This window comes from uncultured Nitratireductor sp. (genome assembly GCF_913053745.1).
Taxonomy (GTDB): Bacteria; Pseudomonadota; Alphaproteobacteria; order Rhizobiales; family Rhizobiaceae; genus Nitratireductor.
Genome location: NZ_CAJXGF010000143.1, coordinates 1 through 10,925 on the forward strand (window position 1 = coordinate 1; position 10,925 = coordinate 10,925).

Annotated in this window: 12 protein-coding genes and 1 tRNA gene; 7 read left to right on the plus strand and 6 right to left on the minus strand. The window is 60.6% G+C overall.

The annotated features are described in order from the left end of the window. Window positions 1-1,219, plus strand: a 1,219-nt coding sequence (locus QZ638_RS18945; protein ID WP_295813461.1) for a biotin/lipoyl-containing protein, incomplete at its 5' end; no start/stop codon positions are given. Window positions 1,220-1,262: 43 nt separating this feature from the next. After that, window positions 1,263-1,616: an acylphosphatase gene (locus QZ638_RS18950; protein WP_295813462.1), complete on the plus strand. Its 354-nt coding sequence runs from the start codon at window positions 1,263-1,265 to the stop codon at window positions 1,614-1,616. Here the strand turns inward: QZ638_RS18950 and lipB are convergent. After that, window positions 1,594-2,331, minus strand: a complete 738-nt coding sequence (gene lipB, locus QZ638_RS18955) for a lipoyl(octanoyl) transferase LipB (protein ID WP_295813463.1) — start codon at window positions 2,329-2,331, stop codon at window positions 1,594-1,596. The genes QZ638_RS18950 and lipB overlap by 23 nt on opposite strands. A gap of 159 nt (window positions 2,332-2,490) precedes the next feature. Between lipB and QZ638_RS18960 the strand changes: the two genes are divergently transcribed. Continuing rightward, window positions 2,491-2,575, plus strand: a tRNA-Leu gene (locus tag QZ638_RS18960). A gap of 507 nt (window positions 2,576-3,082) precedes the next feature. Here QZ638_RS18960 and QZ638_RS18965 read toward each other — a convergent pair. The 4 genes from QZ638_RS18965 to QZ638_RS18980 all read right to left on the minus strand — a co-directional run bounded on the left by QZ638_RS18965 (window position 3,083) and on the right by QZ638_RS18980 (window position 5,039). Then, window positions 3,083-3,247, minus strand: a complete 165-nt coding sequence (locus QZ638_RS18965) for a hypothetical protein (protein WP_295813464.1) — start codon at window positions 3,245-3,247, stop codon at window positions 3,083-3,085. A gap of 143 nt (window positions 3,248-3,390) precedes the next feature. Continuing rightward, entirely contained in the window at window positions 3,391-3,636 is a 246-nt protein-coding gene (locus QZ638_RS18970) for a GlsB/YeaQ/YmgE family stress response membrane protein (RefSeq protein ID WP_295813465.1), read from the minus strand. Between the two features lie 144 nt (window positions 3,637-3,780). Continuing rightward, on the minus strand, window positions 3,781-4,569 hold the full coding sequence (locus QZ638_RS18975; RefSeq protein ID WP_295813466.1) for an arylmalonate decarboxylase: 789 nt from the start codon (window positions 4,567-4,569) through the stop codon (window positions 3,781-3,783). Window positions 4,570-4,793: 224 nt separating this feature from the next. Continuing rightward, window positions 4,794-5,039 carry a hypothetical protein gene (locus QZ638_RS18980; RefSeq protein ID WP_295813467.1) on the minus strand — a complete coding sequence of 82 codons (246 nt, stop codon included), beginning with the start codon at window positions 5,037-5,039 and terminating at the stop codon, window positions 4,794-4,796. A 354-nt stretch (window positions 5,040-5,393) separates the two neighbouring features. Here QZ638_RS18980 and QZ638_RS18985 point away from each other — a divergent pair, with 354 nt between their 5' ends. Continuing rightward, window positions 5,394-6,839 carry a sodium:alanine symporter family protein gene (locus tag QZ638_RS18985; RefSeq protein WP_295813468.1) on the plus strand — a complete coding sequence of 482 codons (1,446 nt, stop codon included), beginning with the start codon at window positions 5,394-5,396 and terminating at the stop codon, window positions 6,837-6,839. A gap of 67 nt (window positions 6,840-6,906) precedes the next feature. Here QZ638_RS18985 and QZ638_RS18990 read toward each other — a convergent pair whose 3' ends face one another. Further along, the gene (locus tag QZ638_RS18990; RefSeq protein ID WP_295813469.1) at window positions 6,907-7,155 is read right to left on the minus strand and encodes a hypothetical protein; all 249 of its coding nucleotides are present in this window, start codon (window positions 7,153-7,155) and stop codon (window positions 6,907-6,909) included. Window positions 7,156-7,493: 338 nt separating this feature from the next. On the opposite strand from QZ638_RS18990, the gene QZ638_RS18995 reads away from it, so the two are divergent. The 3 genes from QZ638_RS18995 (at window position 7,494) to proX (ending at window position 10,782) form a co-directional block, all read left to right on the plus strand. After that, window positions 7,494-8,741: a glycine betaine/L-proline ABC transporter ATP-binding protein gene (locus QZ638_RS18995; protein WP_295813470.1), complete on the plus strand. Its 1,248-nt coding sequence runs from the start codon at window positions 7,494-7,496 to the stop codon at window positions 8,739-8,741. Beyond that, window positions 8,738-9,670, plus strand: coding sequence for a proline/glycine betaine ABC transporter permease (locus tag QZ638_RS19000; protein WP_295813471.1), 933 nt, complete (start codon window positions 8,738-8,740; stop codon window positions 9,668-9,670). The genes QZ638_RS18995 and QZ638_RS19000 overlap by 4 nt, the downstream gene beginning before the upstream one ends. 101 nt (window positions 9,671-9,771) lie before the next feature. Then, on the plus strand, window positions 9,772-10,782 hold the full coding sequence (gene proX / locus QZ638_RS19005; RefSeq protein WP_295813472.1) for a glycine betaine/L-proline ABC transporter substrate-binding protein ProX: 1,011 nt from the start codon (window positions 9,772-9,774) through the stop codon (window positions 10,780-10,782). The last annotated feature ends 143 nt before the right edge of the window (window positions 10,783-10,925 follow it).

Here is a 10,925-nt window from a genome sequence, read left to right on the forward strand (position 1 = left end):
CGAGGCGGTGGACTACGTCTCCGCCGGCACGGTGGAGTTCATCGTCGACAAGGACAAGAACTTCTACTTCCTTGAGATGAATACGCGCATTCAGGTTGAGCATCCGGTGACGGAGATGATCACCGGCCTGGACCTCATCGAGTGGATGATCCGCATCGCGGCCGGGGAGAAGCTGGACTTCGGCCAGAAGGACGTGACGTTGAACGGCTGGGCGGTGGAGACCCGGGTCTACGCCGAGGACCCTCTGCGCGACTTCATGCCGTCGATCGGGCGGCTGGTGCGCTACCGCACGCCGGGCGATCCGGAGGCGGAGGGCGCCTCCGTGCGCATCGACAGCGGCGTCGAGGAGGGCTCGGAGATCTCCATGTTCTACGACCCGATGATCGCCAAGCTGGTGACCCACGCGACGGACCGCGCGCAGGCCATCGACGCCATGCAGGCGGCGCTCGACGCCTACTGCATCCGCGGCATCAACCACAACATTCCCTTCCTCGCCTCGGTGATGACCAACCCGCGCTTTCGCGAAGGGAACCTCTCGACCAACTTCATCGCCGAGGAGTTCCCCGACGGCTTCCAGGGCTCCGAGGTGACCGAGGAGACCCTGGAGATCCTCATCGCCGTGGCGGCCATCCTGGAGCAGCAGCGCGCCGGCCGCTCGGCCTCGATCTCCGGCCAGATGGACGGCGGCGTAGTCTTCGATCCGGCCAAGCCCGCCGACTGGGTGGTCATGCTGGGCCAGGACGCCTATCCGCGGACAGTGACGCCGGAGAACGGAGCCTTCCGGGTCGGCGGCGGCAAGGCCGAGTTGCTGGTCGAGACTAGCGGGCAGCTCGGCGACTTCGTCATTCCCTGCTTCATCGACAGCCGCCCGGTGACGGTCCAGGCCGACCGCCGCGGCCCGGCGATCCGCCTCAGCTACGCCGGGGCGGACATCGAGGCCCTGGTGCTGACCCCGCTGGCCGCCAAGCTGGCCCAGCGCATGCCGGTGAAGGAGCCGCCCGATCTATCGCGCTTCCTGCTGTCGCCCATGCCGGGCCTGCTCATGTCGCTGAAGGTCGAGGAAGGCCAGGCGGTGAAGGCCGGCGAGGAACTGGCGGTGGTCGAGGCCATGAAGATGGAGAACGTGCTCCGCGCCGAGCGCGACGCGACGGTCAAACGCATCGCCGTTGCCGCTGGCGACACGCTCGCGGTCGACACGGTCATCATGGAGTTCGAGTAGGCCATATTGGCTCTACTCTGGAATCAATCTAGTTTTCTGCCGCGTGAGGAGGGACCGCGGTGGAACTTACGGAGATCAACGTGGCGCCTGCCGGCTGCCGGCAACTGTGTCGCTGATGCCGGAACGGGCCGTCAGGGTCGTCATCTCGGGGCGTGTGCAGGGCGTCGGCTTCCGCGCCTTCATCGCGCGCGAGGTGGCGCGCCGGCAGGTGGTCGGCTGGGTGCGCAACCGCCGCAACAGCACGGTCGAGGCGGTGTTCATTGGCGAACAGGACGAGGTGCAGGACCTCGTCGCGCTCTGCCATGACGGCCCGGGTCCGGCGGATGTCTCCGAGGTGTCTGTGACGGAGTATGTCGGGCCGGCGCTGACGCGCTTTACGGAGTTGCCGACCGAATAGGGCCGGTCGGTCCGAAGAGTTCCTCGAACGCGGCGCGGAGCGCCATGTCGACCTCCTCCATGGACGCGGTGATGCCGAGGTCCGTGAGGCTGGTGACGCCCTGGCTGCTGATGCCACAGGGCACAATGCCCGTGAAATGGTCGAGCACCGGGTCGACGTTCAGCGAGATGCCGTGGAACGTCACCCAGCGGCGCACGCGGATGCCGATGGCGGCGATCTTGTCCTCGCGGCCGATGCCCTTGTCGGGACGCTTGACCCAGATGCCGACATTGCCGGGGCTGCGCCCCGCGGTGACGTTGAAACGCGCCAGCGTATGGATGATCCATTCCTCGAGCGTGTGGACAAAGAGGCGGAGGTCCGGCTGGCGGCGGTTGAGATCGAGCATCAGGTAGGCCACGCGCTGGCCGGGGCCATGATAGGTGTATTGGCCGCCGCGGCCGGTGCGGAAGACCGGGAAACGGTCAGGCGTCAACAGGTCCGCGTCCTGCGCGCTGGTGCCGGCTGTGTAGAGCGGCGGATGCTCGACCAGCCATACACGCTCCGGCGCTTCACCATCGCGGATGGCGGCGACGCGCGCTTCCATCTCGGCGACCGCGGTCGGGTAGTCGGTGAGACCCTCGGCGATCGTCCATTCGACCGGCATGCTGCCCGCGGCCGGCAGCATGGTGCGTGCCGTGCCGGCCGTCTCGATCTGCGAATCTCCCGTGAAGCCCATGGTTTTCCCTGCGATTTCCGGGGAATGTAGGTTGCCGGCGTCGCCCTGGGTAGCCCTCCCGGCGCGGGCCAGAATCGCGCTGCTGGCGGGCTTTGTCGGGTGCGCTCGCGGCTGCTTGTCTGGCCGTCGGCGATTTGTTACATGGAGCGCGCTTTTCCGGCGGTCGTGGCGGAATTGGTAGACGCGCAGCGTTGAGGTCGCTGTGGGGCAACCCGTGGAAGTTCGAGTCTTCTCGACCGCACCAAGCTCTTCCTTGAAAGATGCTGCGAAATGTCGAAGCCTGTCAGCACGCGCTTTCTGGGCCGCTGATCGCCGTCGATGCCTTCTGGAATTTTGGTCGAACGCGCCTTCTCTCTCTCTCTCTCTCTCTCTTTGTGCGGGCGGCGTGGCAGTTTAGAATCCAAGCTCGCTATCGGCACGGTAAAAATGCGCACGAGCGGGACTGCGGCGCAATTGCGCATCCCGGCTATGACTGGTTCGAAGCTGACAGAAGATGTCCCGATGACCCGCGTTGCAGTCTCCTGTTCGGATTAACTACGACTCCCAGTAATTCCCCAGTAATTATCCGCTGACTTAACCTATGTTAATTCGCGCGAATTGTGTGCGTGCTAACGAGAGCTGTCCCGGCCGTTGGGGGCAATGGGGTGGGGCGCTTCACTCTCGTTCATCGATTGAGTGAACAAGGAATCTTCTTCGACATACCGTCGGGGAAGATTTTTTGTTTGTGAAAGCAAATTGCGTTTCGATACGCTCAGATCGCCTGGTGTCCGGAGCCGCGTAGCGGCTGCGCACGCTGCGTTGGGCGTTTGTGAAGATATGTGCGGCTAACCGTGCGCGACAACAATTCCACCGTCGCGGTTGAAAGCACCACGAATGAAATTGCAAGCGCAAATGCATTCAGGACTTCATTCAGCATGATCATCGTTTCGAGCCGCTCTTCATCCATTCGGACAATAAGTCACCGGCCTTGGAAACGCTGCATCACGAATTCTTCCGGGCGTTTAAAATGCCGGACGGCACGGTTTGCGCCGTCCAGCTTAAAAATAACGCCAGCGGCCTCTATTTGGCCACCGCACGAACGATGGCAATAAGAATGCAGGCGCCGATAAAGCCGGCAATCAAATTGCCGATCCATCCGGCAAACGAGATGCCCACGACTCCGAGAAGCGCATTGGCGAGCGCGGCACCGACAATGCCCAGTACGATGTTCATGAGAAGGCCGGTGTTGGTGTTCATGAACTGTTTTGCCAACCAACCGGCAATGCCGCCGATAATGATGGCGGCGATCCAACCAATTCCTTCCATGAGAATCACTCCTTCGCTTGAGAGGCGGTGAAATGATCAACCACCTCCGGCCGATCTTTCAAGCCGAAGTTCAAGGAACCGCGCATTCGATCATGCGGGTAAGGAGCCGATGAACGGTGTGGTGGATCGGCCTCATGCGCTGTGTCAGAGACGGCGAAGGAGCGCGCCATAACCGGAAATGGAATCCTCGATGCCGGCCAGCCGGAGACAATTCCACATCATCGCCTGGTTGCTGACGACGACCGGCTTGCCGATTCTCTGTTCGAGTTCCTCGACGATCTCGATGGAGCGGAGCGCGCTGCAGCTTATAAGAAGCGCATCTGCCTCCGGCGTGTCGAGACCGGCGGCGAATTCGAGCAGATAATCCGGCGTCACCCGAACCATCTCGCGGTCGTAATCCAGTCCGAGCCCGGCATAGGAAGTGATATCGAAGCCGGTTTGGTGGAGATAGCCGACAACATTGTCCGTCAGTTCCTGCGCGTAGGGCGTTCCCACGGCGAGACGGCGCACCTTCAAGGCCTCCAGCGCCTTTGTCACGCAGCCCATCAGCGATGTGGCGTTGGCGTTGGGCGCGCCCCTGTTGAGTTCCTCGCGAACGCGGGCCTCGCCGACAGCGACGGTCCCCGAGGTGCAGGCAAGGCAAACGACGTCGAGAGTGTCATCGGGAAGAATGCGCCCGGCGGTTTCGGCGATGCTCTGGGTAAGTTGAGCGAGCGAGCCAGTGGAAATTTCATGCGGCATGCGCGCTCTGGAAAAGTAGACTCCGACCCCGGGCGGGGCCATCCGCACCATATCCTCCTCGACGAGTTGATCGTTTGGAAGCAACACGAAGCCGATCTTTGCGCGTGCGTTTCGTCCCGCGTCGAAGCGCGGAGGCTGAAGGACCTCCCGCTTCCGGTCCTGCAGGGACGGTTTTTCAAGTTGTATGGACATCCGCTCCGATTCTTATTTGTTTCCTCTACTGCCTTGATGATGGCTGATCTGGCGCATTGCGCACCATCCGCCAATCGACGCTCTCGCGTCGTTTTTAGGCAAAAGGTTCATACTCAGATGATCGTCTGCTGCAAAGAGATACACCGATTGCGCCTGCAGCCCAACGGCACAGCGCTCAGAGCTTTGATTTCAGCGCCTTGAACATCGCTATTGAAGGATGCCATTCAATCCGAAAGTGTCGCGCTAGCGCGCCAGGCGGCGCTCCGCATTCTGGCGAGCGTGGCGATGTCGAGTTTTTCCGATTTTATGGATGCAATCGCGATTTCCATGAGCGCGAGGTGAACTTGCTGATGGCTCCATCCACGCTCCCGGGCCGTGGTCACGATTCGTGTTAAGGCCGGTTCGATGGCATCGCGACAGGTTTGCGCTTCGACGACGAAGTCGTTCGGCGCCTCTATTGCAAGCGACATGCTTTCCCCCCAGGGATCGTCATTCGTTAAAATCGATTTACACGCTGATTGTCCCGGTCAAATACCACAAGCTGACCGTTCGCACGAGTGGGCTAATTGGCGTACCTTACCCCGCCGCATGCAATCGTTACGAAAACGTTAAGATGCCTGCCGCGAACCGCGGCCAGCAAGCCCTTCAGGCCTGTTAAAAAGTCTCATCGCGCGCGTGCCGGCAAGGGTCTGGTACACGCCGTGACTTGTGATTTCACTGATGTACCTCTTTTGATTGTGGGCTACTGTGTCGTGGCGGGTGGCAGATGCAGGCATGGTCCGCGGCGGAAGCGGTACACGCCCTGAGAAAAGTGAGGGTGCGAAATGACTTTCATTCAAAACTTATTCGGCGCTATCGGGGACTTAACCTGGGGGTGGTCGCTCATCCCCATTCTCGTCGTACTCGGTATTTTCATTACTGCGCTGACCGGCTTTGTGCAGTTCCAGTTCTTCAAGCGCATGTTCCGTGTGCTTTCCTCAAAGAATCAAAGCGGTGATCCCAATGCGATTTCCGCCCGCGCCGCGCTCCTCGTTTCTGTTGGTGGGCGTGTCGGGGGAGGCAACATCGCAGGCGTTGCGGTGGCCATCACGCTGGGCGGTCCGGGCGCGGTCTTCTGGATGTGGGCGATCGCACTGGTGGGTATGGCCACCAGCCTGGTCGAATGTTCCCTGGCGCAGCTCTACAAACGGCGCGAACCGGACGGAACCTTCCGTGGCGGGCCTGCGCGGTCGATCATTCACGGCCTCGGCACGGAGTATAAGTGGCTCGCAGTGCTCTACGCCATCTGCCTCATCGCCGCCTTTGCGATAGGCTTCAATGCCTTCCAGGGCAACACGGTTGCCGGCGCGGCACAGGAAAGCCTCGGCATTGACCGTATGTGGTCAGGCCTCTTGCTCACGGTTATCGCCGGCTTCATCGTCTTTGGCGGTATCCGGCGCATTGCCAAGGCGGCGGATGTCGTCGTCCCCATCATGGCCATCGCATATCTGTTGATGGCCATTTTGATCATACTCATCAACATCGCCGAACTGCCGGGTGTTCTTTACTCCATCGTCAGGAATGCATTTGGGCTGGAACAGGCCGTGGGAGGCGGCATGGGCGCGGCGCTGGCCCAGGGCTTGCGCCGTGGGCTGTTCTCCAATGAAGCGGGGCTAGGGTCGGCTCCGAACGTGGCGGCCACGGCTGATGTGCGCCACCCCATAAGCCAGGGGATCACGCAATCGTTCTCGGTCTTCATAGACACCATCGTCATCTGCAGTTGCACCGCCTTTGTAATTTTATTGGGCGATGTCTACACCCCAGGCGCGGAAGCCGTCGACGGCGTGGTCCTGACACAGCAATCATTGGTCTCCCATCTCGGCGAATGGACGCAGTATTTTCTGACTTTCATTCTGCTTCTCTTCGCCTTCAGTTCGATCATTTATAATTATTATCTGGGTGAAAACGCACTGACGGTGATCAGTGAGCATCCATTTGCCGTTCAGGCGCTGCGCGTGGTGGTGATGGGCATCGTCTTTCTTGGCGCCGTGGCGCCTGGCGCCACCGCGGTGTTCTTCTTCTCCGATCCGATGATGGGGGTTCTGGCGCTGGTCAATCTCATCGCCATCATGATGCTTCTACCCACCTGTCTGCGGATATTGAAAGATTTTCGGGAGCAGTTGAAGGCAGGTGTGCAGCGGCCGGTGCTCGATCCGACAAAGTTCCCCGATCTCGATATCGACCGGACGGCATGGACGGGCGAATTCAAGGAGGAGACGGCGCGCGTTTAACTGTCGCGACATAGGCTGTGCAGTTCGAAAAGGGCAGGGAAACCTGCCCTTTTTTCGGTAAACTGGCTTAGAAACCCAGAAGGACCGCCGCCGCAATCGACATCGCCACTGCCAGCGCGGTCAGGCCGACGAACAACCGCGCCTTGTCGAGAAACATGGCATACCCGGCACCCCATGCAGACGTGGCCGCGCCAAGCGCGAAAAAGAACGCATCCCGCTCGCCAAACGCCAGAGCGGCAGCCATCAGGCCGCCGATCACGATTGCGCCGAATGTCACGATGGTGGCAGCAGCATAGGCATCGTAGCGGTCGTTCATTCTTGGTCCCTTCAAAATGCAATATCAGGCGTCGCCGACATCCCCGCATATCTACCACTAGCAGGTCATTTCAACGAAAGAAACGCCTCTTCCGGGGGCATCGTTGCGCACCACCGGAATCGAGATTCAGAGAAACTGAATTTTGAATTAATTCTCACTAACTGTTGCGATTCGAAATAACGCGCGTTATGTCAGTGGCCATGTATGGTAGTTTCACATGACATGCGGGGCCACATGAAGTCTCGCAGAGCGAATGCTGAATGCAAGCGTCTGTGAAATATTTTGCAGGTGAACGGCCTGTATTTCATTTTCCATAAAATAATCAACCAAGAGGAATCATGAAACCCAAGCTACGGGTCGAGAATGTTTACAAGATATTTGGTGATCATCCAGAGCAGGCGCTGGAAGGTCTGAAGCAAGACAAGTCCAAAATCGAGATTTTCGAGGAAACGGGGCAAACTGTCGGCGTTCAGGATGTCAGTTTCGACGTTCGCGAAGGCGAGATTTTTGTCGTCATGGGGCTTTCCGGTTCCGGCAAATCCACCCTTGTTCGCACGTTGAACGGGTTGATACCGCCCACCTATGGCAAGATCCTTCTCGACGAGGACGATGTGGCGAGCTGCTCGGCCGAGCGTCTGCGCAAGGTGCGACGCGAGAAGATCACCATGGTGTTTCAGCACTTTGCGCTGTTTCCGCACAAAACGGTTGCCGACAACGCCGCCTATGGCTTGAAGATCAAGGGTGAGGGGGCCGCATCGCGGCGCAAAAAGGCACTGGCCGCGCTCGAACAAGTGGGGCTTGCCGCCTATGCGGATAGCTATCCGGGGGAACTCTCGGGCGGCATGCAACAACGCGTCGGCCTCGCCCGTGGGCTTGCCACCGATCCGCAGGTCTTGCTGATGGACGAGCCGTTCGGTGCGCTCGACCCGCTCATCCGTCGCGAGATGCAGGAGGAGCTTCTCCATCTTCAGAAGAAGCTGAAGAAAACCATCATCTTCATCACCCACGACCTCAACGAGGCGCTGCTTCTGGGCGACAAAATCGCCATCATGAAGGACGGTCGCTTCGTTCAGGTGGGCACGGCGCAGGAGATCGTCGACAATCCGGCCGACGACTATGTCGCTGCCTTCGTCGGCGACATCGACCGGGGGCGTGTCTTCGACGCCGCGCACGTTGCCGAGCGGCCCATTACAGTGGAGCTTGGGGAAAAGGGGGCCGCGGAAAAGGCCCTGGAGTTGATGGAAGAGCACAACCGCAATGCGCTCTACGTGGTCGACCGCGACCGGATTGCCGGTCTCGTGACCTATCAGGAGCTGGCGGTGGCCGCGCGCGAGGAAGGCCGGACCGACCTGTCGGAAGTGCTGGTCACCGACGTGCCCACGGTTGCGCGCGAAACGCCGCTTAACGAACTCTACGGCGCCGCAAGTGCCGGCTATCCGATCGCCGTCGCGGACAAGCGTGGGCGTCTTTCCGGCGTCATCGAGACCGAGGCCGTGTTCTCACAGCTTTCCGGTGAAGACAACGACGCCGCAACGGCTGCGACGAACGACGCCGAACTCTCCGCCAAGGAAGGAGAACGCCAATGATCAGTCCAGCCGATCTCGTTCAAATCCCGCTCGACGACTGGGTGAACAGTTTCGTTCGCGATTTTCTGGTGCCGAATTTCCGTCCTTTCTTCAGGGCGATGCAAACGCCGGTGACGGCCGTGCTGGGCTGGCTGGACGCCTTCTTCCACTGGCTGCCCATGCTGGTATTCACCGCCGGTCTCACCTTGATTGCCTGGCGCACGGCCGGGCGCGGCGTGGCGATCTTCACGCTTGTGGCGTTGGTCTTCATCGACATGATCGGCCTTTGGTCGGAAACCATGACCACATTGTCGATGATCATCACCTCGGTGCTCTTCTGCGCCATTATCGGTATCCCGCTCGGCATCTGGAGCGCGCGCAGCGATCGCGTGCTTTTCGTGGTGCGGCCGATTCTGGATATCATGCAGACGATCCCGTCCTTCGTTTATCTGGTTCCGATCGTCATGTTGTTCGGCGTCGGCATGGTGCCAGGCATCATCGCCACGATCATCTTCGCCCTACCACCGATCATCCGCTTGACCAATCTGGGCATCCGCAATGTGCGCGCCGACCTGATCGAGGCGGCGGAGGCTTTTGGATCCACGCGCTGGCAGATGTTGTGGGAAGTGCAGTTTCCGCTCGCACTGCGCACCATCATGGCCGGCCTGAACCAGACCCTGATGCTGGCGCTGTCCATGGTCGTTATCGCCGCGCTTATCGGCGCCGGCGGCCTTGGTCTTACGGTTTACACGGGCCTTGGGCGTCTCAATGTGGGCGCGGCCACGGCTGGCGGCATCGGCATCGTGCTTTTGGCGATCATTCTCGATCGCATCACGCAGTCGCTCGGCGAGAAGAACGCTGTGCGCTCACCTTCGCTCTGGCAGACCCTGCGCTCGATGATGGCGCTCGGCAAGTCGGGTGACGAAGAAAAAGCGGGCAAGGCCGCCTAGGCCCCCGTCCGTTCCGCGGAACGCGAAAACGCGTTCCGCTTTCGCGGGGCGGCAGGATGCCGCCACCATTCTCAAACACGAATTCATGGAGATTGCACATTATGATTGGTCTTAAGAAGAGCATTCCCGCAATCGCAGCACTCGCGCTGCTCGGCTCGGCTGCCATGCCGGCGATGGCGCAGGACGGCCCCGGTGCCGGCAAGACGATCAAGATGGCCCAGGCCACCTGGGATACGGGCTGGTTCCACTCCGAAATCTACAAGCAGATGTTTGAAGAGCTCGGCTACACGGTCGAGGGCCCGACAACGCTCGACAACCCGCCATTCTACCAGGCTGTCGGATATGGCGATGTCGATCTTTGGGTAAACGGCTGGTTCCCGATCCACGACACCTATCGCCCGACCTTCGAGGAAACCGCCGAGATCGTCGGTGCGGTTGCCGCGGGCGGCGCGCTCCAGGGCTACCTCGTCGACAAGGCTTCCGCCGAGAAGTTCGACATCAAGACGCTCGACGACTTCAAGCGCGACGACGTCAAGGAAGCCTTCGACCGTGACGGCGACGGCAAGGCCGATCTCGTTGCCTGCCCGCCCGGCTGGGGTTGTGAGGTGGCGATCGAGGATCACCTGACCGAGTACGAGCTTAAGGATCACATCAACGAGATCAAGGCCAGCTACTCGGCTTCCATGGCGGATGCGGTGGCCGCTTACGAAAGCGGCGAGCCGATCCTCTTTTACACCTGGACGCCCAACTGGACCGTGAACGAGCTGAAGCTCGGCGAGGACGTGGTCTGGATCCAGGTTCCTGAGGACGCGACCGACGAGAACGCCGCCGCCGGCATCGACGCCTGCGTGGCCGACCCTTGTGTCATGGGCTTCGAGGCCAACGACATCGTGCCCGTCGCCAACTCCGAGTTCCTCGAGGAAAACCCGGCCGTTGCCACGCTTCTCAAGACGGCATCGATCCCGCTGGACGACATTTTTGCGCAGAACTCGGCGATGAATGACGGCGCGGACAGCCCCGAAGACATCAAGAAACAGGCTTCCGACTGGATCTCCGAGAACCAGGACACGGTCGACAGCTGGCTGGAAGAAGCTCGCGCCGCGGCCGAGTAGAGTTGTTCGGTTCCGCTCCCACATCCTGGGGGCAGCAATGCGAAACCACGCGTCGGAACGGCGCGTGGTTTTTTTAACGGCGGCTGTTCGTCCCGGCGCGCGGTTTGCATGGAAACGGAATAAGCATTGAACAAGGCTCCGCA

Coding starts and splice junctions, on each gene's coding strand:
- lipB (WP_295813463.1), bottom strand. CDS start 2,331: ATGGGCTTCACGGGAGATTCGCAGATCGAGACGGCCGGCACGGCACGC.
- QZ638_RS18965 (WP_295813464.1), bottom strand. CDS start 3,247: ATGCTGAATGAAGTCCTGAATGCATTTGCGCTTGCAATTTCATTCGTG.
- QZ638_RS18970 (WP_295813465.1), bottom strand. CDS start 3,636: ATGGAAGGAATTGGTTGGATCGCCGCCATCATTATCGGCGGCATTGCC.
- QZ638_RS18975 (WP_295813466.1), bottom strand. CDS start 4,569: ATGTCCATACAACTTGAAAAACCGTCCCTGCAGGACCGGAAGCGGGAG.
- QZ638_RS18980 (WP_295813467.1), bottom strand. CDS start 5,039: ATGTCGCTTGCAATAGAGGCGCCGAACGACTTCGTCGTCGAAGCGCAA.
- QZ638_RS18985 (WP_295813468.1), top strand. CDS start 5,394: ATGACTTTCATTCAAAACTTATTCGGCGCTATCGGGGACTTAACCTGG.
- QZ638_RS18990 (WP_295813469.1), bottom strand. CDS start 7,155: ATGAACGACCGCTACGATGCCTATGCTGCTGCCACCATCGTGACATTC.
- QZ638_RS18995 (WP_295813470.1), top strand. CDS start 7,494: ATGAAACCCAAGCTACGGGTCGAGAATGTTTACAAGATATTTGGTGAT.
- QZ638_RS19000 (WP_295813471.1), top strand. CDS start 8,738: ATGATCAGTCCAGCCGATCTCGTTCAAATCCCGCTCGACGACTGGGTG.
- proX (WP_295813472.1), top strand. CDS start 9,772: ATGATTGGTCTTAAGAAGAGCATTCCCGCAATCGCAGCACTCGCGCTG.